Consider the following 24,145-nt stretch of genomic DNA (forward strand, 5'->3'; position numbering starts at 1 on the left):
TGCCGTTTTCTAATGCAAAGGATGGATACGTGAGCGAAACAGCCTTGCCAAAAGAAGATCTAGACCAGCCAGCGATCGATGCGCCGGTTGAAACCCCGCCCCCAGTGGCGCCGCGTCGCGGCAACGGGTTGGCCATTGTTGCCTTGCTGCTCGGCGCCGCCGGGGTCGCCGTAGGCGGTTGGGGCGTGTGGCAGGTCCGTCACCTGCAAACCAATAACCAGCAACAATCCGCCCAGGTCCAGGCGCTGAGCGACCAGGCTCAGACCCTCAAGCTCAACGAGCAACGCCTGAGCGAGCGCCTGGCGCAATTGCCTCCGGCCGAAGAGCTGGAGGAGCGGCGCCGCCAGGTGGCCCAGTTGCAAGGTGATCAGCAGCACTTGAACCAGCGCCTGGAAACCGTGCTGGGTGCCAGCCGCAAGGACTGGCGCCTGGCGGAGGCCGAGCATCTGTTGCGCCTGGCCAGCCTGCGTCTTTCCGCCTTGCAAGACATCACCAGTGCTCAGGCGCTGGTCCAGGGTGCTGACGAAATCCTGCGCGAGCAGAACGACCCCGGTTCGTTCGCCGCCCGCGAGCAACTGGCCAAGACCCTCGCTGCGCTGCGCAGTACCGAACAGCCGGATCGCACCGGGCTGTTCCTGCAACTGGGCGCCCTGCGTGACCAGGTGCTGCAACTGACCGAATTGGCGCCCGAGTACAAGGACCGCGGTGAATCGTTGCTGGGCCTGACCGCCGATGGCGATGGTGCCAGCCGGTGGGCACAGTGGTGGGACCAGATCTCGCGCTATATCCGCATCGACTTCAACGCCGACGAGAACGTCCGTCCGCTGCTGGCCGGGCAAAGCCTCGTGCAAGTGCGCCTGGCCCTCAGCCTGGCGTTGGAGCAGGCGCAATGGGCCGCCCTCAATGGTCAGGCACCGGTCTACACCCAGGCGCTGACCGAGGCGCGGGACGTGTTGAAGAACAACTTCAACCAGGACAATCCGCAAAGCAAAATCATGCTCGAACGCGTGGGTGAGTTGTCCAAGCAACCGGTGACGGTGGTCACCCCGGACCTGACGGGCACGCTGAGCAGCGTCCAGGCCTACCTTGAGCGCCGCAATCTCAATACCCAGGAATCGGTCAAGCCGCTGCCCGCGCCAGGCGCGCAGGAGGCCACGCCATGAAGCGTCTCTACGTGATTCTGTTCGTGGTCATCGCCGCCGCCGGTTTGCTGGGCGTGGCGATTGCCGAGCATTCGGGTTACGTGCTGGTGGCGTACAAGAACTTCCGTTATGAAGCTGGCCTGTGGGTCACCCTGGCCCTGGTGGCGGTGCTCTGGCTGGTGTGGCGAGGCCTGCGGGCGCTGATCGGGTTGGTGACCACGTCCAGCGGCGTGGTCAATCCGTGGTCGCGGCGCAACCGCAGTCGTCGGGTGCAAGTGGCGATCGAGCATGGCCAGTTGGACCTGGCCGAAGGTCGCTGGGCCAGTGCCCAGCGCCATCTGCATCGTGCCGCCGAAGCCGAGCGCCAGCCGCTGCTCTATTACCTGGGTGCCGCCCGTGCGGCCAACGAACAAGGGCTTTACGAACAGAGCGACAGTTTGCTGGAGCGCGCCCTGGAGCGTCAGCCCCAGGCGGAACTGGCCATTGCCCTGACGCACGCTCAACTGCAGACGGACCGAGGCGACACGGACGGCGCATTGAGCACGCTGCAGGCCATGCATGAGCGCCATCCTCATAACGTCCAGGTGCTGCGTCAATTGCAACGGCTGCACCAGCAGCGCGGCGATTGGTCGGCGGTGATCCGGCTGTTGCCGGAGTTGCGCAAGGATAAAGTCCTGCCGCCGGCCGAGTTGGCTGAACTGGAGCGGCGTGCCTGGGGTGAAAACCTGACCCTGGCGGCCCACCGTGAAGAGGATGGCAGCGTCGGCTTGCAGTCGCTCAATCGCGCCTGGCAGCAACTGACCTCCGCGCAACGCCAGGAGCCGGCGCTGGTGCTGGCCTATGCCGAGCAACTGCGCCAGTTGGGCGCTCAGGTCGAGGCCGAAGAGGTGCTGCGCGGCGCACTCAAGCGTCACTATGACAGTCACCTGGCGCGGCTGTATGGGTTGGTTCGCGGCAATGATCCGATCCGCCAGTTGCAAGCGGCCGAAGGCTGGCTCAAGGACCACCCGGCCGATCCGAGCCTGCTGCTGACCCTGGGGCGCCTATGCCTGCAGAACAGCTTGTGGGGCAAGGCGCGGGATTATCTGGAAAGCAGCTTGCGGGTCCAGCGCAATCCCGAAGCCTGCGCCGAACTGGCGCGCCTGCTGGCGCAACTGGGAGATGCCGAGCGCAGCAACCAGTTGTTCCAGGAGGGGTTGGGACTGTTGGATGAGCGGCTGCTCGCCGCGCCGCTGCCGGTTCCGGCCCAGGTCTTGTCGACGTGAGAGGGGCATGACCCATTCTTGAACGTGGCATGAATCATTGTGGCGAGGGAGCTTGCTCCCGCTCGGCTGAGAGGCCTGTGGTGAATTGAAGATCGCCATCGCAAGCAAGCTCGCTCCCACATTTGATCCCTGGCAACCGCCAACCCCCTGTGGGAGCGAGCTTGCTCGCGATGACGTCCCCCCAGGCTTCCTCTCCACGGGTTGGTGGAAACCTTGAATAAGGGGTGCGAATACCGCCCCGGTTTTGGGGCTTTGGTTATACCTTCGGCAAAGTCCTACAACCGACCGCGCCGAATCCTCTTCGGCCTGTCGGGAATTCCCTACACCCTTGGTGAAGTGTCTGCGCGGGGCTGCCTTGAAAGGCCCGAGGGCTTTCCTCTACCGTAACTGCTTGTCTCTTCTGTTACGGAATCGCCATGTCTTTGGCCAGCTCACGCTTCTTGTTTCTCATGGCTTCCATCGCCGCCGCCCTGGCTTTGGGCATCAGCACGTATCTGGAATATTCGGTTGGCCTGACGCCTTGCAGCCTGTGTGTCTTGCAGCGGTTGTGTCTGATGCTGTTCCTGGCGAACAGCCTTGTGGCGTGCGTACACGGTCCAGGTCAAAGGGGCAGCTTTTTCTATGGGGCGGCAGGGTTGGTTTCTGCGACGGGAGGAATGGTCCTGGCCTGGCGTCAGGTCTTGATGCAAGGTCATTCGTTCGAGCCGTTGTCCGATTGCTCGATGCAGCTCAACCCGACGGGTTCCTGGTGGTGTGCGCTGCAGCGTGTCCTCGACGGTACCGTCGACTGCGCGAATATCACCTGGACGTTGCTCGACCTGAGCATCCCCGAGTGGAGCCTGCTGTTTTTTCTCGCGGTGTCCAGTGCGATGACCTATCTGCTGCTGCGCCTTGTCTGGAGTGCTCTGGTACAACCGCTCAGCGGCGAGACGTCGCAGTTGGTCCGGGCCCTGGATTAAACACTTGTATGAACTTTATCTCCTGCGTACCTTGAAGCCATTGTCGTGCGGGCATAATCTGGCCCGCACGTGTCATTGGAATTGTGTCGCTCGATCATGTTGTGTCTGGCTTGTCCCTGATCATCAGACGTGCACAGGCTGCGAGTGGCATGACTCACAAGGGAAGAAATCACCATGCTCGAAAGTTGTCAGAATGCTCAGGAACGCTGGGGTGGGGTGCATCAGCTGATCGACCGCTGGCTGCAGGAGCGTCACGAACTGGTTCGGGCCTACGATGCGCTCGGTGCCAGGCCTGAAGCCCTGAGCGAAAGCCGCAAACCCTTGCAGGAATTCTGCGGCGTGCTGGTCGACTATGTGTCTGCCGGTCATTTCGAGATCTATGAACAACTGACGGGCGAGGCCAAGGCCTTCAACGACAAGCGCGGCCTGGAACTGGCCGAGACGATCTACCCGCGCATCGATGTCATCACCGAGAAGCTGCTGGCGTTCAACGACCTGTGCGATGAAGGCAAGTGTGTGGCGGAAAAATTCAAGGAGCTGGGCGGTTTGTTGCACGAGCGTTTCGAATTGGAAGATTGTCTGATCGAAGTGCTGCACACCGCTCACAAGGAAGAAGATACCGTCCAGGCTTGAGGGTTCGCGGTCCTGAAAAACCGGTGCGCATTGCGCACCGTTTTTTATTGGGCCAGCCTCAGGTTGTCGCGCCCAGCAACTCGATCTCAAACACCAATGGCGTGTACGGCGGGATCACATCCCCGGCCCCTTCGGCGCCATAGGCCAGGGACGAGGGAATCACCAGTCGCCATTTCGCGCCGACCGGCATTTGCGGCAATGCACTGCGCCAACCGTCAATCACGCTGTCGAGATTGAACCACTGTGCCTGGCGGTTGGAATCGAACACGGTGCCGTCCGGCAGTCGACCGGTGTACAGCACCTGGACCTTGCCGTGAGGGCCGGCCTTCGCACCATGGCCTGGTTTGATTTCAGTCAGCAGAATGCCGTCTGCAAGTTGCTGAACCCCGGGCCGGCTTTTTTCTTCGGTGAGAAATTTCTGCTCGGTTTTCAACGCGGTGTCGATCTGCGGCGTTGCCGATGGCGCGTTCAGTTGCGCTTGGTGCTCGGCCAGGATCTGTTCGATGCGTTCATCTTTCAGGGCCAGCGGTTTGCCCAGGTAGGCCTGTTGCAAGCCTTCGACCAAGGCTTTGATCTGCAGGTCCGGCACGTCCTGGCGCAGGCGTTCGCCGAGGCTGGCGCCCAGGCTGTAAGCCAAATCGTGGGCATCATTTGCGTTGGTTTTTTCAACGGCCTGGGCCGTGGCGCAAGCCATGCACAGGAATAAAAACAGGTGACGCGACATGTGTGCTCTCCGGCCTCGAATCGAGGAATTATGCCAGTGCCGATATCTGTAGAGGTGGATTGCCAAGACACTGGCGCAGAAGATTTTTCGTCCCTTGCAACGCAACGTCTTATGTAGTGTCAACATGCCCTAGCGGCGGTTGAAGCAGAGGTCTAGTATGAGCCGCACTCACGTCAGTCAGGAGGTAAACCATGTCGGCCACCAAGAAGCCTGTAAACACTCCGTTGCACTTGCTCCAACAACTCTCGGGCAGCCTGCTCGAACATCTGGAAAATGCCTGCTCCCAAGCCCTGGCTGATGCTGAAAAACTGCTCGCCAAACTGGAAAAGCAACGCGGCAAAGCGCAGGAAAAACTGCACAAATCGCGCACCAAATTGCAAGACGCAGCCACCGCTGGCAAGGCCAAGGCACAAGCCAAGGCCAAAGATGTCGTGAAAGAACTCGAAGACCTGCTCGATGCCTTGAAGGATCGTCAGTCCGAAACCCGCGCCTACATTCTGCAACTCAAGCGTGATGCCCAGGAAAGCCTGAAATTGGCCCAGGGTGTCGGTCGCGTGCAAGAAGCCGCGGGCAAGGCGCTGTCGCTTCGTGCCGCCAAACCTGCCGCTGTATCGGCCAAGAAGCCGGCGGCTAAACCCGCCGTGGCAAAAGCACCGGCCAAAGTCGCTGCCAAGCCTGCCGCCAAAGCACCGGCCAAAGCCGCCAGCAAGCCGGCTGCCAAACCCGTCGCTGCCAGCGCTGCAAAAACGGCGGCCAAAAAACCAGCGGCCAAGGCTGCTGCCAAGCCAGCCGCAAAAACGGCGGCCGCTAAACCTGCTGCTGCCAAGCCCGCTGTAAAAGCCGCTGCTAAACCAGCCGCTAAACCGGCAACAAAAGCTGCCGCCAAAACCGCCGCCGCAAAACCTGCCACGCCGAAAACCGCAGCCGCTAAACCGGCTGCCAAAGCGGCGGTGAAATCCACTGCCAAACCTGCTGCCGCCAAGCCAGCGGCCAAGCCTGCGGCAACCAAAACGGCTGCGGCCAAGCCTGCTGCGAAAACCGCTGCCAAACCCGTCGCTGCCAAAGCGCCTGCCAAAGTGGCGGCTAAACCCGCTGCCAAACCGGCCGCTGTCAAACCTGCTGCCGCGAAGCCAACGGCTGCCAAGCCAGCCGCCGCGAAGCCAGCTGCTGCTAAACCGGTCGCCAAGCCCGCCGCGAAACCGGCCGTGAAAAAACCAGCCGCTGCAAAACCTGCGACTGCGCCAGCCGCCAAGCCAGCGACACAGGCTCCGACCGCGACACCTGCGCCAACCGCCAGCACTCCGGCCACGGCGACCAGCCCAGCCGCCGTTGCGCCGACCACCAGCAGCACCCCAACCAGCGCTTCCTAAGTGCCGGACACCGCGACGCGCAGCTGATGCAGCGCGTCGCGGCTCGCTGGTTTGGCATTCGCCGCCAGCCCCCGCAGCCATTGGGCTGAATCGTTCTGTTGTGCCCCCGGCCAATCCTTGGCCAGCGCTTCCAATCGCTCCAATAATCGCCGTTCGGCTGCCAATTCCAGTTGCTTGACCTGTTCGCGCAGGCCATTGAGTGCCGTGTCCTGGAGGGCGCCGGCTTTCCATTGGTTGCGAAGCGTGCGCAGTGGCCGCACCACCTCGGCATCCCACGGCTCGGCCACTTGTCGAAGCTGCTGCAGACGGTGTTCATCGCAGGTCACGCCGCGTTGCGCCAGCCACAGGCCGCAAAGCAGCAGGCAGACGTTGGCGCCGGCGTCTTGTGACGCCAGGCACGCAGGCTCTACGCCAGGCTTGGCATAGAGGTCGAGGGAAAAGCTCCACAGGTCAGGGGACATCGTGCTACTCGCGCCAGTTGCGAGCGAAGCTGGTAGACTCCGCCGCCATTATGATCCGACTTCAGAACCTGACTTTACAGCGTGGCCCGCAACGTCTGCTAGAAGACGCCGAGCTGACCCTGCACGCCGGCCACAAAGCCGGCCTCATCGGTGCCAACGGCGCCGGCAAATCGAGCCTGTTCGCCTTGCTGCGCGGTGAGCTGCACCCGGACTCGGGCGATTGCCTGCTGCCGGCCGACTGGCGTATCGCTCACATGCGCCAGGAGGTCGACACCCTCGAGCGCCTGGCGGTGGACTACGTGCTCGATGGCGACCTGCGCCTGCGCCAGGTGCAACACGACCTGGCAGCGGCCGAAGCGGCCCACGACGGTGCCGCACAGGCCCGCCTGCACGCGGAACTCGACAGTGCCGACGGCTACACCGCCGATGCCCGCGCGCGCAAATTGCTCGCCGGCCTGGGCTTTACCAATGAACAGATGGACCGCCAGGTCGGGGACTTCTCCGGTGGCTGGCGGATGCGCCTGAACCTGGCGCAGGCCCTGATGTGCCCTTCGGATCTGCTGTTGCTCGATGAGCCGACCAACCACTTGGACCTCGACGCCATTATCTGGCTCGAAGACTGGCTCAAGAGTTACCCGGGCACGCTGCTGCTGATTTCCCACGACCGCGATTTCCTCGACGCGGTGGTGGATCACGTCGCCCATGTCGACCAGCGCAAGCTCACCTTGTACCGCGGCGGCTACAGCGCCTTCGAGCGCGCTCGTGCCGAACGCCTGGCCCAGCAACAGCAGGCCTACGAGAAGCAACAGGCGCAACGTGCGCACATGGAAAGCTACATCGCCCGCTTCAAGGCCCAGGCCACCAAGGCCCGCCAGGCCCAGAGCCGGATCAAGGCGCTGGAGCGGATGGAAGAGCTGTCGGCGGCCCACGTCGATTCACCGTTCGATTTTGTCTTCCGCGAATCGAGCAAGATTTCCAGCCCGTTGATCGACCTGTCCGACGCGCGCCTGGGCTACGGCGACAAGACCGTGCTGGAGAAGGTCAAGCTGCAACTGACCCCGGGGGCGCGGATCGGTCTGCTGGGCCCCAACGGTGCCGGTAAGTCGACCCTGATCAAAAACCTCTCTGGCGAACTCCAGCCATTGGCTGGGCGTTTGACCCGAGGCGAAAACACCGTCGTTGGCTACTTCGCCCAGCACCAACTCGACTCCCTGGATTCCAAGGCCAGCCCGTTGCTGCATCTGCAACGATTGGCGCCGACCGAGCGTGAACAGGTCCTGCGCGATTTTCTCGGCGGTTTCGATTTCCGCGGGGCGCGCATCGACGAGCCAGTGTTGAATTTCTCCGGTGGCGAAAAGGCACGCCTGGCGCTGGCGTTGATCGCCTGGGGCCGGCCGAACCTGTTGCTGCTCGACGAACCGACCAACCACCTGGACCTGGAAATGCGCCTGGCCCTGACCATGGCCCTGCAGGAATTCAGTGGTGCGGTGTTGGTGGTGTCCCACGATCGGCATTTGCTCAAGAGCACCACGGATAATTTCTTCCTGGTCGCCGACGGCAAGGTCGAGGAGTTCGACGGCGATCTGGAAGACTACGCTCGCTGGCTGGTGGAATACCGCCAGCGCAACGCGCCGGTCAGCAGCACGCCGGTCAACCCGGACAAGACCGACAAAAAGGCCCAGCGCCAGGCCGCCGCCGCGTTGCGTCAGCAACTGGCGCCGCACAAGCGCGAGGCCGACAAGCTCGAAGCCGAGCTGGGCAAGCTGCATGAAAAGCTGCAGAAAATCGAAACCAGCCTGGGCGACAGTGGTCTCTACGAGGCGGCGCGCAAGGATGAGTTGCGTGACCTGCTGGCTGAACAGGCCAGGTTGAAGGTTCGGGAAGCGGAGCTCGAGGAGGCTTGGATGCAAGCGCTGGAACTGCTGGAAACCCTGCAAGCGGAGCTGGAGGCGTTGTCCTGATGGAAGCGTTGGCGTTGCCTGTCCCTGTCCTGTGGATCGAGCCGATCTGGCTCGGTGTGCAAATCCTGCTGATCCTGGTGGCCGGTTATGTCTCGCAGCGCTTCGTCGCGCGTGCGCTCACGGGCCTGGGCGAGCGTTACCCGCTCCCACCGCAATTGGTGATTATCCTGCGGGGCGTGCTGCGCTGGCTGATCATGGGCACTGCGGTGCTGGTGGTGCTCGAACGCCTGGGCGTCTCGGCCACAGTGCTGTGGACGGCTCTGTCGGGCTTCGTCGCAGTGGCGGCGGTGGCGTTCTTTGCCATCTGGAGCGTGCTGTCGAATCTGTTCTGCGCCGTTTTGATCTACACCGTCGGACCGTTTCGCCTGGGCGATGTGGTCGAACTGGTGGACACCACCGACAAGCCCGGCATCAAGGGGCGCGTGGTGGCGATCAATCTGCTGTACACCACGCTGATCGAACCCGAGGAACTCGGCACCGGCAGCGCCATGGTGCAGGTGCCCAACAGCCTGTTTTTCCAGCGTTCGGTGCGGCGCTGGCGTGGCAGCGAAGCGTTTCCGGTGGGTGGGCTCGTCGAGTAAGGGACTGCTACGCAGCCCGGCGGGAGCAAGCTCCCTCGCCACGGTGTTCACATTGGCTTAGATACTTGGGCAAAAAACGGTGGTCAACGACGTGACGGCGCATTAGCTTAGTCGTTTCGACGAATCCGAGCCGAGGTGTGCAATGTTGCTGGAAACATGGCTGGCGTTTTTTGCCGCCTGTTGGGTGATCAGTCTTTCCCCAGGTGCCGGTGCCATTGCATCGATGTCCAGTGGCTTGCGCTACGGCTTCTGGCGCGGTTACTGGAACGCCTTGGGCCTGCAATTGGGCCTGGCGTTGCAAATCGTGATCGTCGCCGCCGGTGTTGGCGCGATCCTCACGGCGTCGGCCACCGCGTTCTATGCGATCAAGTGGTTCGGCGTGGCTTACCTGGTTTACCTGGGTGTCAAACAATGGCGAGCCATTCCCGGTGACATGACTGACGACGCGGCCCCGCGGCCCATCGGCAAGCCCCTGGCACTGGTGTTTCGCGGCTTTCTGGTCAACGTCAGCAACCCCAAGGCGCTGGTGTTCATGCTGGCGGTGTTGCCGCAGTTCATCAATCCCCATGCACCGTTGATCCAGCAATACCTGGTCCTGGGCGTCACCATGATCGTCGTCGATCTCATCGTCATGGCCGGCTACACCGGGTTGGCGTCCAAAGTCCTGCGGCTGTTGCGCACCCCGAAACAGCAACGGCGGATGAACCGTGCCTTCGCGGGTCTGTTCATTGGCGCGGCGGGTTTGCTGGCGACGATCAGAAAGGTCGCTGCATAAAGCAAAACCTTTGCCGAGGGCGCTTGGTGGGAGCAAGGCTATGTGGGAGCAAGACTGTGGGAGCAAGACTGTGGGAGCAAGGCTTGCCCGCGATTGAGGCGATGAGGTCTTTCAGGAATAGAGTCGCTCCATCGCGGGCAAGCCTTGCTCCCACATAGCCTTGCTCCCACAAGACCTCTGCGCCACAGAGCATTCGCTCAGTGATTCAGCGCAGGATTACCGGCGCCGTATCCCGAGGCAGGTTATTGCGCTGCACCGGCTCGCGGGGCTGTTCGTAGCTCGGGCCACCAAGCTGTTCGCTTAGCTGCCGCGCCACGTCTTCCCCCAGGGCCTTGGACACTTCGCGCACCACCCGTGGACGGTTGAGGCTGATGCGCACGTCCCGGTGGTTCAGCAACTTGGTGTCCTGGCCTTCGCCCATGGCTGTAAAGGCCGAGGTGATTTCGTAGGTCTTGGTGTTGATCAGGCTGAAATCCGCCACCAGGGTCAGCGCCAGCACGGCCGAGTAGCTGTCGGTATTGGCCAGCTCGTTGATGTCGCGGGTGAAGTCGATGTCCGATACCGTGCCGAACAGCACGTAGTCGGCACCCTTGAAGTTCCCGGCCTTGATGCGCTTGATCACGTCATAGACGTCGCCATTGGACGCCGCCGTGTGGGGCGTCCCCTGGGTCAGCTGGAACATCCCGCTGCGCAGGATCTCGCCCTTGATGTCGCCGGTGAACTTGCGCAGTTCGCCCTGCTCGATGTAGCTGCTGGTGGCTTCCATCTCGTCGTAGCTCGAGGAAGCGCTGGCGCTGTAGGGGTTCGCCTGGAAGTTGCTCTGCGCCGAAACGGTGTGGATGTACTCCTCCACCCGTTCCTGGTACGCAAGGTCGGTCACCGCGACTTTTGGGGCCGCCTGCGCGCCAAATGCGCAGGCCAGGGCCATGATGCCTATCCATGTGCGCATGGCTTAGCGCTCCGTGGTCTTGCGGATTTCTTTTTCGTCCATCCACTCGGCCAGACCGCTCTCGACGTCGATCAATTGCAGGCTGAATTTGTAGAAGACGTCCTTGTAGTCGCTGCTGCGCTTGACGATCGAGCTGATGGAGCCCTCAAGGCGGTACTTGGCAGCGATCATGTTGCCGGTCTTGGCCACGGTGCTTTTCTTGTACAGGCCGCTCTGGTTCTGCAGCTTGAGCTGGTCGACCTGGCTGTCCATGGCGGTGTTGTCGCTGGCGAAACGGGCAGCGCCGGTCTTCATCAGCTGGGTCTTGATGCTGGTGGTGATTTCGCGGGTGTCGATGTATTCGCTGGTCTTGTTCTTCACGTCATAGACCTGGACCACTGGGCGACCCTGCAGGATGCCGGACTGGGCCAGGGAGCGGGTCATGGACTCGGCGATCATTTGCAGGTCGGTGGAGCCGAACTCGTTGGTCACGGTTTCCACGGCCTTGGTATCGCCGTAGCTGATGTTCTTGTTGCCCAGGACCGGCGAGTTGTTGGCACAGCCGCTGACCAGCAGGGCGGCGAGGGCGAGGGAGGAAATGCGTACGAACATGTGGGTGCTCTCGAAAACTGAAAAAGGGATAACGCGTCACTCGGGCGCTTTTTGTGGGAGCGAGCTTGCTCGCGATAGCCGTGTGTCAGTCACATCATGGCTGGCTGATCCAGCGCTATCGCGAGCAAGCTCGCTCCCACAGTTTTTGCGTCTTTAAGGGGTATTGATTTCCAAACGGAAATCCACGGCCTTGGGTGTGGGCGCGATGGCCGGCAGGAAGCTGGTCTGTTCGCCGTACAGCGTCAGGCTTTTCCAGGTTTCTTCCTCGGCGATCGGAAAGCCTTCCGGCCCCAGCCAGGCAAAGCGGTAGTACATGGTCTTGTTGTTGTAGCTGGTGTTGCTCAACTGGACATTGACGGTCAGGTAGCCGTTTTCCCGGGCCACGCGCATGGCGCCGACCACGATGTTCTTGGTCTTGCCCATCGCCACGACCTTGCTGGCGGCGCTGCCCGGCTCCGGTGGCGGCGGGGTGGCGCAACCGGCCAGCAAGGCCAGGGCGCCGACGGCGATCAGTTTTAAACGCATGTGAACAAGACTCCGTTCTTAAGGTTGCTTGAGGGCAATGGCGGTCGGGTTGGCGCTTGGCATCACCTGGGCCGCCAGGCCACCGGCGAACACCTGGTTGCCCACCGCCCGCAGGCTGATGACCTGGTAGCGCTGGTCGACGGTGACCTTGACCACCGAACCGCCCACCGCGCTTGGCAAGGTGACCTGGTGCTCGCCTTTCTTCAGGCGCAGGCGCACCACCTGGGTATAGTCGGGCAGGGTGCGCCAGGTCCGCGTGTCGGCGCCTTCGAGTACCGCCGAGGTTAGACCCACGGCCAGGCCGGCCAGGGGGTTGGTTTCGTTGATCTGCTTTTGCGCCACGCCACGGGTGACGGCGCGCACGGTGGTGCGCAGGATGATGCCCGGCATGTCGTCGCGCAGGGCCCGGCGGGACATGGCGGTGGTGCTATTGAGCTGGGTCAGGTCCAACTGACGGCCGTCGACACCGATCTGGCCGAAGGTGGCCGTGGAGGTGTCGGGCTTGATCAGCGGGAACGACAACGGCGTGATCACCAGGTTGCCGCTGATCGGCAAGGGCAGGGGAATGCGGATCGAATCCCGGGACGGTGCCAGGCCGCTCTGCACGACGATCAGGATGTCGCTGTCATCGCTTTTGGCGGCGGGTTTGTCGAGGTCGCGCAGGGCCTGCTCCAGCAACGGAGTGTTGGGGCGCAGTTCGGCGGCCTTGCGATAACCCGGTGCGGCCAGGTCCTTTTCACCCAGGGCTTCGTAGACGAAACCGGCCAGGTAATGGCTGAACGCGCTCTGGTAGCTGTTCTTGAGGCTGACCACTTCCGGGGCGTCGAGGCTGGCCACCGGATAACCCTGGAGGTCCTTGTATTCGGTCTTGACCCCTTGTTTCTCGGCTTCTTCCTCGCGCTTGAGGTATTCCTTGTCCCGCAGGTCGGCGATCACCGCTTCGCGTTCGTGGGTCTTCTTGATCTGGGTCCGCGCGCCGTCGAAGTCATTCACCGCCAGCAGATTCAGGGCCATCTGCGTGGTCAGCATGACCTTTTCGTAATCGTAGCCTTCATAGCGGCGGACTTTATCGTTCACCAGGAAACTGCCGAACTGGGCCAAGTACTTGGCCGAGTCGAGCTTGACCGCGTCTTCCCACTGGCCAACCTGCTGGTCGGCGCTGTTCCAGGCTGTCTGGCTGCCGGACAAGTCGCCCTTGGCACGCAGCAGCTCACCTTTCTCGAAGTAATACAGCAGGTCTTTGTCTTGGCTGGAGTTGTTCTTTTCCAGCAGGGTCAACGCGCCGTCGACGTTGCCGGACGCCAGTTGCTGGTTGGTCTGGGCCAATTCACTGTCGTAGTTGCGAAAGGCCGAGCAGCCGGACAACAAGGTGATCGCGCCAAGGGCGACCGAAAAAACGGCACGGGATGCCATGAACATTTCTTCCCTGATAGCAGCCGGGGTGTGCGGGTCGGGCTGGAGCGATCCCACGGACAAGCGTCGGGACGCTGCCGGTTCCTCATAAAAAGAGGAGCTTTTATGCCATCGAATGATAAGAAGGCGAGGGATTATAAACATGGCGCTTGGCTATGTAATGGCTTTTCAATTCTGAAATGCTGTTTTTATGACATCACCTCCAAAGCATGAAATCCGATGAAAATCGGCCCCTCAAACACATCGGCCCTTGAGCCAAAGCCATTGGAAGTGAACAATGTGTTACTTCTTATTACCAACCGAGAGTCATTCATGACTGCGCCGTTCCGTTTCCTGGCCTGGCTTGTACTGCCATTGCTTGCGCTGAGCAGCACTCCGCTGCTGGCCGATACCGTCGAGAGTGCCCCCCAGGCGCTGCATTTGTTGGATTACATTGGGGCGGATTACCCGGCGACGGTCGAGATGGGCAAGGTCATCGACGATGCGGAATACCGCGAGCAACTGGAATTCACCCAGGCGCTGGAAGAGCTGATCACCGGCCTGCCGGCCAAGCCGGAAAAGGCTGAGCTGGTCCAAGGCATCGGCACCTTGCGCGCGGCGATCACTCAGCGCCAGGACGGCGGCGATGTCGCCCGCCTGGCGCGGCAACTGGGGGCCAGGCTGGCGGTGGCGTATGAAGTCAGCCAGGCACCGGTCATCACCCCGGACCCGGCCCGCGGCGCGCCGTTGTATGCGCAGAATTGTTCGGTGTGCCACGGGGCCAACGGCGCCGGCGACGGTCCTGCCGGTGTCGGCCTGGAGCCGCCGCCGTCCAACTTGCGCGACGCCCAGCGTCTGGATCGCCTGAGTCTCTATGGGATCTACAACACCCTCGGCATGGGCATCGAAGGCACCGACATGCCGGCGTTCGCCGATCAGCTCGACGACCGTCAGCGCTGGGACCTGGCGACCTACATCGCCAGCTTCAGCGCCGACCCGGCCGCGGCCAAAAGTGAACAGGTCTTCAACCTCGCTGACCTGGCGCGCCAGACTCCTGCGGAAGTCCTCGCCGCGCAAGGCCCCGCAGCGGCGGCGACATTCCGTGCCCAGCGCGCCCAGCCGCCGCAGGTGCAACGTGGCCCGGCGCAGTTGCTCGACTACACGGCCGCCACCCTGGATAAAAGCATCGCGGCGTATCGCGCCGGTGACCATGACCAGGCCTACGACCTGTCGGTAGCGGCTTACCTGGAAGGGTTCGAGCTGGTGGAAAGCTCGCTGGACAACGTCGATGCCAACGTTCGCAAGGACACCGAAAAGGCCCTGATGGCCTACCGTCAGTCGCTACAGGACGGTTTGCCGGTGGAGCAGGCCGAGCAGCGCCTGGACGCGGCCAAGGCCAAGTTGAAGGAGTCCGCCGGCCTGTTGGGCGGCGATGGTTTGAGCTGGTCGCTGAGCTACATCTCCGGGTTGCTGATTCTGCTGCGCGAAGGGTTGGAAGCGATCCTGGTGCTGGCGGCGATCCTGGCGTTCCTGCGCAACACCGGCCAGCAGTCGGCGGTGCGCAGCGTCAACGTCGGTTGGGGCCTGGCATTGCTGGCCGGTTTGGCGACCTGGGGCCTGGCGGCGTATGTGATCGATGTCAGCGGCGCTCAGCGCGAGCTGCTCGAAGGCGCGACGGCGTTGTTCGCCAGTGTGATGGTGCTGTGGCTGGGGGTGTGGATGCACGACCGGCGTCACGCCGCGGCCTGGCAGGATTACATCAAGAGCAGCCTGGTGGGCGGCGGTGGTCGTTTTGGTTTTGCGATCCTGGCGTTCTTCTCGGTCTATCGCGAACTGTTCGAAGTGATCCTGTTCTACGAGACCCTGTGGCTGCAAGCGGGTCCTGCCGGGCATAACGCCGTGCTGGCCGGCGGCGCGACGGCGCTGGTGTTGCTGGTGGGGCTGGCCTGGGTGATTCTGCGTGGCTCGGCGAAACTGCCGCTGGCGCTGTTCTTCAGCATCAACGCCGCGTTGCTGTGCGCACTGTCGGTGGTGTTCGCCGGTCATGGCGTGAAGGCGTTGCAGGAGGCCGGGATCTTCGGCACCCACCCGGTGGCGTTCTTCGATTTCGACTGGCTGGGCATTCATGCCGATGCCTATTCGCTGGCCGCTCAAGTGGTGGCGATCCTGGCGATCATGGTGTTGTATGGGCGCAGTTGGGTGGCGGAGAAGCGTCGGGTCCAGGTTTCCTGAAAAGCATTCGCTGCGCTCATAATCGCGAGCAAGCCTTGCTCCCACAGACTATGGGAGCAAGGCTTGTGGGAGCAAGGCTTGTGTGGGAGCAAGGCTTGCCCGCGATGCTTTTCTTTTCAATTTAGAGGAAACCACTCAATGCGCGTATGGATCGACGCCGACGCCTGCCCCAAGGCAGCGAAGGAACTGGTGGTCAAGTTCGCCCTGAAGCGCCGGTTCGAGGTGGTACTGGTGGCCGGTCAACCGCAGATCAAGCCGGCCCTGGCCTGTGTGAAATTGATCGTGGTGCCCAGCGGCCCTGACGCGGCGGACGATTACCTGGTAGAGCACGCCGTGCCGGGTGAGCTAGTGATCTGCAGCGACGTGCCCCTGGCCGACCGGTTGGTGAAGAAGGGCGTCGCCGCCCTGGACCCGCGGGGCAAGGAGTTCGATGCGCAGAACATGGGCGAGCGGCTGGCGGTGCGCAACCTATTCACCGATTTGCGTGAGCAGGGTCATGTGGGCGGCGGTCCGGCGGCCTATAGCGAGCGGGACAAGCAGGGGTTTGCCAATGCACTGGATCGTATCCTGACGCGCTTGACCCGAATCGCTTAAGCCTGGCTCGACCTCCTGTGGGAGCGAGCTTGCTCGCGATAGCGGTGTGTCAGCCAATACATGCAACTGAACTGACGCCATCGCGAGCAGGCTCGCTCCCACAGGGGTAGTGGTGGTGGGGTCAGGCGTCGTTCTCGTGGGTCAGCTCCAACACCCGGTCCACCAGCTTGTTGATGCCTGAAGCCGCTTCGCTGATGTTCTGCGCCAGCATGTAGGCCGGGGTGCTGACCAGTTTGCGCGCGCGGTCTTCGACGATGTCGGTTACCGCGCACTCTTCGTGAGTGCCGCCCATTTTGCCCACGGCTGCCGCGGTGTCCGGGTCGTTGCCGATGGTGCACGTCACCCCCGGGCCATAGATTTTTGCCGCCAGGGCCGGTGAGATGCAGATCAGCCCGACCGGTTTACCCGCTTCGGCAAAAGCCTCGGTCAAGGCCAGGACCTCAGGCTGGACAGTGCAACCGGCGCCTTCGACAGCAAAGTTGGAGAGGTTTTTCGCCGAGCCAAAACCACCGGGTACGATCAGGGCGTCGAAATCCTCGGCGTTGGCCTCGCGCAAATCCTTCACGTTGCCCCGGGCGATCCGCGCCGATTCCACCAACACGTTGCGACTCTCGGGCATTTCCTCGCCGGTCAGGTGATTGATCACGTGCAGTTGGGCAATGTTGGGGGCGAAGCACTGGACTTGCGCCCCGCGCTGATCGAGGCGCAGCAGGGTGATCACGCTTTCGTGGATCTCGGCGCCGTCATACACGCCACAGCCGGAAAGGATCACTGCAATTTTTTTGCTCATGGGCTTTTTTCTCCAGATTCATGGCGTTAAATGTCTACTAATTTGTCACTCGTTGCCATAGGGGGATCGGGCAGCTACACCTAATCTGCCGACTATCTCCCTGCCTTGCATGCCCGGGTTGCGTCATGAACTTCATCCTGTATGCCGTGCCGTTCTTCTTCGTGCTGATTGCCGTCGAGTTGCTGGCCGATCGTTGGCGGGGCGTGAGCCACTACCGCGTGGCAGACGCGATCAACAGCTTGAGCACCGGCGTGCTGTCGACCACCACGGGCCTGTTGACCAAAGGCGTGGGGCTGGTGACCTACGCCTTTGCGTTGAAACACCTGGCCGTCATCGAATTGCCTGCCGACCGGGCCTGGACCTGGGTGTTCGCCTTCGTGCTCTACGACTTCTGCTACTACTGGCTGCACCGCATGGGCCATGAGCGCAACATCCTCTGGGCCGCCCATTCGGTGCATCACCAGAGCGAGGACTACAACCTGTCCACCGCACTGCGCCAGACCAGCACCGGGTTCCTGTTGAGCTGGATTTTCTACGTCCCGCTCGCCGTACTGGGTGTGCCGCTGGTGGTCTTCGTCAGCGTCGCGGCGTTGAATCTGCTGTACCAGTTCTGGGTCCACACCCAACACATTCCCAAGCTCGGCTGGCTGGAGTGGTGCTTCGTGACGCCGTCCAATCATCGTGCCCACCATGCACAGAACCCTCTCTACATGGATCGCAACTACGGCGGGGTGTTCATTATTTGGGACCGTCTGTTTGGCACCTTCCAAGAAGAAGACGATAACGAACCGGTGATTTTCGGCGTGACCACGCCGCTGGCGAGTTGGAATCCGTTGTGGGCCAACCTGCAGTTCTATGCCCAGCTGTGGGCCGATGCGCGGCGGACCGGGCGTTGGTGGGACAAGCTGCGAATCTGGTTCATGCCCACCGGTTGGCGTCCGGCGGACGTTGCAGCCCAGTACCCGCTGAACAAGCCGAACCTGAGCCAGTTCCGCAAATTCGCCGTGCCGCTGGACCTGCGCCAACAGTGGTACGTGGGGCTGCAGTTCTGCGTCTACATTGCCTTGGGCAGTTATTTGATGAACCTTGAAAGCAGCCTGCCGGTCGCCGCCCTGGTGTTGGGGTGGGGGGCGGTGGCGTTCGGTCTGTTCGTGTTGGGCGTGGCCCTGGAGAATCGCCCGTGGGCGCTGAAGCTGGAGCTGTTGCGGCTGGCCTCGAACCTGCCGCTGGTGTGGCTGGCGCCCTTGACCGGGTTGTGGCCGGTCAGCGCGGTGATGAGCCATGGGGCCTGGGTCGGGCTGCTCAGCTACAGCCTGCTCAGTGGCATCGGGCTGTATTGCTGTCGCAGCCGATTTACTCGGTTGGCGTCGTAGGTGCGTCGGACCTGGTTTGTTCCAGGCGTTCGGCTTCGAGGACTTTCTTGGCCAGCCGCGCATTCTTGATGCGCCGGCGCAGCCACAGGACCAAGCCTAGCACCAGCAGCGCGCCGAGTACCCACAACTCGTATTTCTTGATGCTGCCCAGCATGCCTTCGAGCACCGCGCCGAAGTGGTACGCGGCGGCGGCCAGGGCCGTGGCCCAGATCGCCGCGCCGATGCCGTTGAGCAGCAGGTAGCGGCCCGGCGGATAGCCTGACAGGCCGATCGCCACCGGCATCACCGTGCGCAGGCCGTAGACGAAGCGGAAGCTCAGGACCCAGATGTCCGGATGCCGGCGAATGTGCTCCAGCGCGCGATCCCCCATCAACTGCCAGCGCGGCTTGCGCGCCAGGAGCTTGCGGCCGTGCTTGCGCCCCAGGAAATACCACAGCTGATCGCCGGCGTAACTGCCGCAGAACGCCACGACCACCACCAGGTTGATGTCCATGTAGCCACGGAACGCCAGGAAGCCTGCGAGCACGAGGATGGTTTCGCCTTCGAAAAACGTGCCGATAAACAGGGCCAAGTAGCCGAAGTCATGCAGAAATTGTTGGAGCATTGTCTGGGTGCTGGCGAAATGAACGCGCAGCCTAACCCTTCGGGCACATTCAGGAAAGTATCGAAATGTGTCTCGACGTGAACAATTCCTACAGAAGACAATGACTGCGACTACCGGTCGCGCTTTAGCACAACTGTCACGCGTTCGTCATAATGGTCGCTTATAACTGTCACGCTCGCCCGTCTGCGGGCTCAGGAGTCTGCCGTGAGCTTTACCCCCGCCAATCGTCTGTTCCCTGCTACCCGCCTGCGTCGCAACCGTCGTGATGAGTTCTCTCGTCGGCTGGTGCGTGAAAACGTGCTGACCACCGACGACCTGATCCTGCCGGTATTCGTGCTGGACGGCGAGAACCGTCGCGAAGCGGTGGCGTCGATGCCCGGGGTGGAACGCCTGACCATCGACCTGCTGCTCGAAGAAGCTGCCCACTGGGTCGAACTGGGTATCCCGGCGCTGGCCCTGTTCCCGGTTACGCCGCCGGCGCTCAAGTCCCTGGACGCCGCGCAAGCCTGGAACCCTGAGGGCATCGCCCAACGTGCGACCCGTGCCCTGCGTGAGCGCTTCCCGGAGCTGGGGGTGATCACCGACGTGGCGCTGGACCCGTTCACCACCCACGGGCAGGACGGCATCCTCGATGAAGAAGGCTACGTGCAGAACGACATTACCGTCGATGCGCTGGTCAGGCAGGCGCTGTCCCACGCCGAGGCCGGTGCCCAGGTGGTTGCGCCGTCGGACATGATGGACGGGCGCATCCAGGCGATCCGCGAAGCCCTCGAGGTGGCCGGTCACGTCAACGTGCGGATCATGGCCTATTCGGCCAAGTACGCCAGCGCCTATTACGGCCCGTTCCGCGATGCGGTCGGCTCGGCCCTGAACCTGGGCAAGGCCAACAAGGCCTCTTATCAGATGGACCCGGCCAACAGTCAGGAAGCCTTGCACGAAGTGGCGGCCGACTTGTCAGAAGGGGCAGACATGGTCATGGTCAAGCCTGGCATGCCCTACCTCGACATTCTTTGCCGGGTCAAAGACGAATTCAAAGTGCCGACCTTTGTTTATCAGGTCAGCGGCGAGTACGCCATGCACATGGCCGCGATCCAGAACGGTTGGTTGGGCGAAGGGGTAATCCTGGAGTCCTTGACCGCTTTCAAACGCGCAGGCGCTGATGGCATCCTGACTTACTTTGCTGTGCGCGCCGCCCAATTGTTACGAGAGCAGAAATAGCCTCCCAGGAACTTGCGATGAATACCGAAGGACTCTCCGAAGTTGCCGTAAAAGACGCTCAACCCGTGGTCGAGCAAGTTGCCGAAACGCCGCCGGAGCTGGAGCCTGCTCCCCCGGCTGTCGTCGAGCCCATCCCGGCGCCGGCAATTGCCATTCCGAACCTGGATGACAGCAGCCTGTACATCCATCGCGAGCTGTCGCAACTGCAGTTCAACATCCGCGTGCTGGAGCAGGCGCTGGACGAGTCCTACCCGCTGCTGGAACGGCTGAAATTTCTGCTGATCTTTTCCAGCAACCTGGATGAGTTTTTCGAAATCCGCGTCGCCGGCCTGAAGAAGCAGATCACCTTCGCTCGTGAACAGGCGGGTGCCGACGGTTTGCAACCGCACCAGGCCCTGGCCCGCATCAGCGAACTGGTCCACGGCCATGTGGACCGCCAGTACGCGATCCTCAACGACATCTTGTTGCCGGAGCTGGAAAAGCACCAGGTGCGCTTCATCCGCCGCCGCAACTGGAACACCAAGATCAAGACCTGGGTGCGCCGCTATTTCCGCGACGAGATCGCGCCGATCATTACGCCGATCGGCCTCGATCCGACGCACCCGTTCCCGTTGCTGGTCAACAAGAGCCTGAACTTCATCGTCGAACTGGAAGGCATCGACGCCTTCGGTCGCGATTCCGGCCTGGCGATCATCCCGGCGCCACGCCTGTTGCCGCGCATCATCCGCGTGCCGGAAGACGTTGGCGGCCCTGGCGACAACTATGTGTTCCTGTCGTCGATGATCCACGCCCACGCCGATGACCTGTTCCAGGGCATGAAGGTGAAGGGGTGCTACCAGTTCCGTTTGACCCGTAACGCCGACTTGTCGGTGGACACCGAGGACGTCGAAGACCTGGCCCGCGCCTTGCGCGGCGAGCTGTTCTCCCGTCGCTACGGCGATGCGGTGCGCCTTGAGGTGGCCGACACCTGCCCGAAACACTTGTCCGACTACCTGCTCAAGCAGTTCAACCTGCACGAGACCGAGCTGTATCAGGTCAACGGTCCGGTCAACCTGACCCGACTGTTCAGCATCACCGGCCTGGACAGCCACCCGGAACTGCAATACCTGCCGTTCACGCCGCAGATCCCGAAACTGCTGCAAAACAGCGAGAATATTTTCAGCGTGATCAGCAAGCAGGACATCCTGCTGCTGCACCCGTTCGAGTCGTTCACGCCGGTGGTCGACCTGCTGCGCCAGGCCGCCAAGGACCCCCACGTCCTGGCGGTGCGCCAGACCCTGTACCGCAGTGGCGCCAACTCGGAAATTGTCGATGCCCTGGTGGACGCGGCGCGAAACGGCAAGGAAGTCACTGCGGTGATCGAATTGCGCGCCCGCTTCGATGAAGAATCGAACCTGCAACTGGCCAGCCGTCTGCAAGCGGCCGGCGCGGTGGTGATCTACGGCGTGGTCGGCTTCAAGACCCACGCCAAGATGATGCTCATCCTGCGTCGTGAGGCCGGTGAGATCGTGCGTTACGCCCACTTGGGCACCGGCAACTACCACGCCGCCAACGCCCGCCTGTACACCGACTACAGCCTGCTGACCTCTGACGATGCCTTGTGCGAAGACGTCGGCAAGCTGTTCAGCCAGTTGATCGGCATGGGCAAGACCCTGCGCATGAAGAAACTGCTGCACGCGCCGTTCACCCTGAAAAAGGGCATGCTCGACATGATCGCCCGGGAGACGCAGTTCGCCCTGGACGGCAAGCCGGCCCACATCATTGCCAAGTTCAACTCGCTGACCGACCCGAAGATCATTCGTGCGTTGTACAAGGCCAGCCAGTCGGGCGTGCGCATCGACCTGGTGGTGCGGGGCATGTGCTGCCTGCGGCCGGGCATCCCGGGGGTGTCCCACAACATCCATGTACGCTCGATCATCGGGCGGTTCCTGGAGCATACGCGGGTGTTCTACTTCCTCAACGGCGGTGAGGAGCAGATGTTCCTGTCCAGCGCCGACTGGATGGAGCGCAACCTCGACAAGCGGGTCGAGACCTGCTTCCCGGTGGAAGGCAAGAAGCTGATCCTGCGGGTCAAGAAGGAATTGGAAAGCTACCTCACCGACAACACCCACAGCTGGAGCCTGCAGTCGGATGGTCGCTACATCCGCAACACGCCGACCGGCAACCAGAACCCGCGCAGCGCCCAGGCGACCTTGCTGGAGCGCTTGAGCAGCCCGGTGTTGGCGGTTCGTTAAACGCTCGGAGACGAGCTTGGCTTTTGTGGCGAGGGAGCTTGCTGTGGCGAGGGGATTTATCCCCGTTGGGCTGCGAAGCAGCCCTAAAACCTGGCAGCGCGGTGTGTCAGATCTACTGAGCCCAACCTCCCTGGGGCTGCTTCGCAGCCCAGCGGGGATAAATCCCCTCGCCACAAGAGATCGGTGTTGTCGCTGGACTCAGTGAATGTTCAGCACAATCCCAACCCGGGTAAGCCAGTCGGCTTCCTGGGCGAAGTCGGCCTGGGTCAGCTGGTTCTCTTCCAGCCAGCCTTCAGGAAACAGCACATCCAGTTCATCGCCATCGGCCCGCAAGACGACCTGCGGCATTTCCTGGGTGCCACGGATGTGGTGGAACAGGATCGCAAAACGCAGCAGCACGCACAGGCGAATCAGCTTGATGCCGTCATCGCCGAACTCGGCGAATTTATCCTTGGGAATGTTGCGTCGATGGCCGCGCACCAATAGCGCGAGCATCTGCTGGTCTTCCCGGGAGAAACCCGCCAGGTCCGAGTGCTCGATCAGGTAGGCGCCGTGCTTGTGGTAGTGATAGTGGGCGATGTCCAGGCCCACTTCATGGACCTTGGCGGCCCAGCCCAGCAATTCGCGCCACACCCCGTCGTTCAAGTCCCAGTCGTCAGCCACCTGGTCGAAGGCATGCAGGGCTTTGCGTTCGACCCGTACAGCCTGCTCCAGGTCAACGTGATAACGCTCCATGAGCGAGCCCAGGGTGCGTTCACGCACGTCTTCGTGATGATGACGCCCCAGCAGGTCGTAGAGCACGCCTTCGCGCAGGGCGCCCTCGCAGTGGTCCATGCGTTGCAGTTCGAGGGCGTCGAAAATCGCTTCGAGGATCGCCAGGCCCGCCGGGAAAATCGCCCGGCGGTCGGGCTTGATGCCTTCGAAATCGATCTTGTCCGCTTCACCGAGCTTGAATACTCGGCGCTTGAGCCAGGCCAGGCCCTCGGCGTTGACCTCGCCGGTACCGTGGCCGCCCGCCTTGAGCGCCAGGCCGATGGCGCGAATGGTCCCCGAGGAGCCGATGGCTTCGTCCCAGGTCAGGCGGTGCAGGGCGTGTTCGATGCTCATGATTTCCAGGCGCGCCGCCGTGTAGGCCTGGGCGTAGCGGGCCGGGGTGATCTTGCCGTCGCGGAAATAGCGCTGGGTGTAGCTGACGCAGCCCATCTGCAGGCTTTCGCGCAGCAGCGGTTCGAAGCGCTGGCCAATGATGAATTCGGTACTGCCACCACCGATGTCCGCCACCAGGCGCTTGCCCGGGGTATCGGCCAGGGTGTGGGAAACGCCAAGGTAGATCAGGCGGGCTTCTTCACGGCCGGAGATGACTTCCACCGGATGGCCGAGGATCTCTTCGGCGCGACGGATGAATTCGCCACGGTTACGCGCCTCACGCAGGGCGTTGGTGCCCACGATCCGCACCGCGCCCAGGGGCATACCGTTGATCAGTTGGGCAAACCGCTTGAGGCAATCGAGCCCGCGCTGGATGGATTCTTCGCTCAGTTGGCGTTCTTCGTCGATGCCGGCGGCCAACTGGACCTTCTCGCCGAGCCGCTCAAGAATGCGGATTTCCCCGTTCTGGGCCTTGGCGACGACCATGTGGAAGCTGTTGGAGCCCAGGTCGATGGCGGCGATCAGGGACAGATTCTTGGCTTGGGATGGCGGCATGGTCAAAAAGTCTCGGTCGATAACCTCGCCATCCTGCCACGATCGACGACCGCCGCCAACGGATGCTGCTG

At 62.3% G+C, this 24,145-nt stretch carries 22 protein-coding genes; 13 read left to right on the top strand and 9 right to left on the bottom strand.

The features are described 5' to 3' along the window. The first annotated feature begins 29 nt into the window (after positions 1-29). The 4 genes from AB4N80_RS06320 (at position 30) to rsd (ending at position 3,999) form a co-directional block, all read left to right on the top strand. Entirely contained in the window at positions 30-1,163 is a 1,134-nt protein-coding gene (locus AB4N80_RS06320; RefSeq protein WP_240998498.1) for a uroporphyrinogen-III C-methyltransferase, read from the top strand. Then, on the top strand, positions 1,160-2,407 hold the full coding sequence (locus AB4N80_RS06325; RefSeq protein WP_122567520.1) for a heme biosynthesis protein HemY: 1,248 nt from the start codon (positions 1,160-1,162) through the stop codon (positions 2,405-2,407). Before AB4N80_RS06320 ends, AB4N80_RS06325 begins: the two co-directional genes overlap by 4 nt. Positions 2,408-2,823: 416 nt before the next feature. Further along, complete coding sequence (locus tag AB4N80_RS06330; protein WP_122567519.1) at positions 2,824-3,366, top strand: disulfide bond formation protein B; 543 nt, start codon at positions 2,824-2,826, stop codon at positions 3,364-3,366. Positions 3,367-3,540: 174 nt separating this feature from the next. Then, positions 3,541-3,999 (top strand): sigma D regulator, encoded by a 459-nt coding sequence (gene rsd, locus AB4N80_RS06335; RefSeq protein ID WP_122567517.1) that lies wholly within the window; start codon positions 3,541-3,543, stop codon positions 3,997-3,999. 58 nt (positions 4,000-4,057) lie between these two features. Here the strand turns inward: rsd and AB4N80_RS06340 are convergent, their stop codons facing one another. Beyond that, positions 4,058-4,723, bottom strand: coding sequence for an FKBP-type peptidyl-prolyl cis-trans isomerase (locus tag AB4N80_RS06340; RefSeq protein WP_122567516.1), 666 nt, complete (start codon positions 4,721-4,723; stop codon positions 4,058-4,060). A 191-nt stretch (positions 4,724-4,914) separates the two neighbouring features. Here AB4N80_RS06340 and AB4N80_RS06345 point away from each other — a divergent pair, with 191 nt between their 5' ends. After that, positions 4,915-6,093 carry an AlgP family protein gene (locus AB4N80_RS06345; RefSeq protein ID WP_122567515.1) on the top strand — a complete coding sequence of 393 codons (1,179 nt, stop codon included), beginning with the start codon at positions 4,915-4,917 and terminating at the stop codon, positions 6,091-6,093. Here the strand turns inward: AB4N80_RS06345 and AB4N80_RS06350 are convergent. Then, the gene (locus tag AB4N80_RS06350) at positions 6,090-6,554 is read right to left on the bottom strand and encodes a TIGR02444 family protein (RefSeq protein ID WP_122567514.1); all 465 of its coding nucleotides are present in this window, start codon (positions 6,552-6,554) and stop codon (positions 6,090-6,092) included. The genes AB4N80_RS06345 and AB4N80_RS06350 overlap by 4 nt on opposite strands. A 50-nt stretch (positions 6,555-6,604) precedes the next feature. Between AB4N80_RS06350 and abc-f the strand changes: the two genes are divergently transcribed. From abc-f to rhtB, 3 genes are all read left to right on the top strand, one after another. Next, entirely contained in the window at positions 6,605-8,515 is a 1,911-nt protein-coding gene (gene abc-f, locus AB4N80_RS06355; protein WP_122567513.1) for a ribosomal protection-like ABC-F family protein, read from the top strand. Beyond that, complete coding sequence (locus AB4N80_RS06360; RefSeq protein WP_122567512.1) at positions 8,515-9,096, top strand: mechanosensitive ion channel family protein; 582 nt, start codon at positions 8,515-8,517, stop codon at positions 9,094-9,096. Before abc-f ends, AB4N80_RS06360 begins: the two co-directional genes overlap by 1 nt. A gap of 142 nt (positions 9,097-9,238) precedes the next feature. After that, complete coding sequence (gene rhtB, locus AB4N80_RS06365; protein WP_354336057.1) at positions 9,239-9,871, top strand: homoserine/homoserine lactone efflux protein; 633 nt, start codon at positions 9,239-9,241, stop codon at positions 9,869-9,871. A gap of 205 nt (positions 9,872-10,076) precedes the next feature. Here the strand turns inward: rhtB and AB4N80_RS06370 are convergent, their stop codons facing one another. The 4 genes from AB4N80_RS06370 to AB4N80_RS06385 all read right to left on the bottom strand — a co-directional run bounded on the left by AB4N80_RS06370 (position 10,077) and on the right by AB4N80_RS06385 (position 13,349). Then, the gene (locus AB4N80_RS06370; protein ID WP_122567510.1) at positions 10,077-10,820 is read right to left on the bottom strand and encodes a penicillin-binding protein activator LpoB; all 744 of its coding nucleotides are present in this window, start codon (positions 10,818-10,820) and stop codon (positions 10,077-10,079) included. A gap of 3 nt (positions 10,821-10,823) precedes the next feature. Next, on the bottom strand, positions 10,824-11,411 hold the full coding sequence (gene lpoB, locus AB4N80_RS06375; protein ID WP_003177333.1) for a penicillin-binding protein activator LpoB: 588 nt from the start codon (positions 11,409-11,411) through the stop codon (positions 10,824-10,826). 153 nt (positions 11,412-11,564) lie between these two features. Beyond that, the gene (locus AB4N80_RS06380; RefSeq protein ID WP_134926331.1) at positions 11,565-11,936 is read right to left on the bottom strand and encodes a YcfL family protein; all 372 of its coding nucleotides are present in this window, start codon (positions 11,934-11,936) and stop codon (positions 11,565-11,567) included. An 18-nt stretch (positions 11,937-11,954) separates the two neighbouring features. Then, positions 11,955-13,349 (bottom strand): COG3014 family protein, encoded by a 1,395-nt coding sequence (locus AB4N80_RS06385; RefSeq protein ID WP_122567821.1) that lies wholly within the window; start codon positions 13,347-13,349, stop codon positions 11,955-11,957. A 312-nt stretch (positions 13,350-13,661) separates the two neighbouring features. Here AB4N80_RS06385 and AB4N80_RS06390 point away from each other — a divergent pair, with 312 nt between their 5' ends. Together AB4N80_RS06390 and AB4N80_RS06395 are read left to right on the top strand one after the other, a co-directional pair. Beyond that, entirely contained in the window at positions 13,662-15,560 is a 1,899-nt protein-coding gene (locus AB4N80_RS06390; RefSeq protein ID WP_122567509.1) for a cytochrome c/FTR1 family iron permease, read from the top strand. A gap of 138 nt (positions 15,561-15,698) precedes the next feature. After that, positions 15,699-16,154, top strand: a complete 456-nt coding sequence (locus tag AB4N80_RS06395; protein WP_122567508.1) for a YaiI/YqxD family protein — start codon at positions 15,699-15,701, stop codon at positions 16,152-16,154. A 121-nt stretch (positions 16,155-16,275) separates the two neighbouring features. On the opposite strand, the gene elbB is transcribed toward AB4N80_RS06395, so the two are convergent. Next, positions 16,276-16,944: an isoprenoid biosynthesis glyoxalase ElbB gene (gene elbB, locus AB4N80_RS06400; RefSeq protein WP_122567507.1), complete on the bottom strand. Its 669-nt coding sequence runs from the start codon at positions 16,942-16,944 to the stop codon at positions 16,276-16,278. A 125-nt stretch (positions 16,945-17,069) separates the two neighbouring features. Between elbB and AB4N80_RS06405 the strand changes: the two genes are divergently transcribed. After that, positions 17,070-18,317 (top strand): sterol desaturase family protein, encoded by a 1,248-nt coding sequence (locus tag AB4N80_RS06405; protein ID WP_122567506.1) that lies wholly within the window; start codon positions 17,070-17,072, stop codon positions 18,315-18,317. Here the strand turns inward: AB4N80_RS06405 and AB4N80_RS06410 are convergent. After that, positions 18,298-18,921, bottom strand: coding sequence for a DedA family protein (locus tag AB4N80_RS06410; RefSeq protein WP_122567505.1), 624 nt, complete (start codon positions 18,919-18,921; stop codon positions 18,298-18,300). The two genes, AB4N80_RS06405 and AB4N80_RS06410, sit on opposite strands and share 20 nt — an antisense overlap. A gap of 204 nt (positions 18,922-19,125) precedes the next feature. Between AB4N80_RS06410 and hemB the strand changes: the two genes are divergently transcribed. After that, positions 19,126-20,139 (top strand): porphobilinogen synthase, encoded by a 1,014-nt coding sequence (hemB, locus tag AB4N80_RS06415; RefSeq protein ID WP_122567504.1) that lies wholly within the window; start codon positions 19,126-19,128, stop codon positions 20,137-20,139. A 17-nt stretch (positions 20,140-20,156) separates the two neighbouring features. Further along, entirely contained in the window at positions 20,157-22,373 is a 2,217-nt protein-coding gene (ppk1, locus tag AB4N80_RS06420) for a polyphosphate kinase 1 (protein ID WP_122567503.1), read from the top strand. Between the two features lie 198 nt (positions 22,374-22,571). Here ppk1 and ppx read toward each other — a convergent pair whose 3' ends face one another. Then, positions 22,572-24,074, bottom strand: a complete 1,503-nt coding sequence (ppx, locus tag AB4N80_RS06425; RefSeq protein WP_460081195.1) for an exopolyphosphatase — start codon at positions 24,072-24,074, stop codon at positions 22,572-22,574. Between the last annotated feature and the right edge of the window lie 71 nt (positions 24,075-24,145).

Source organism: Pseudomonas sp. H3_A02, from assembly GCF_054671965.1.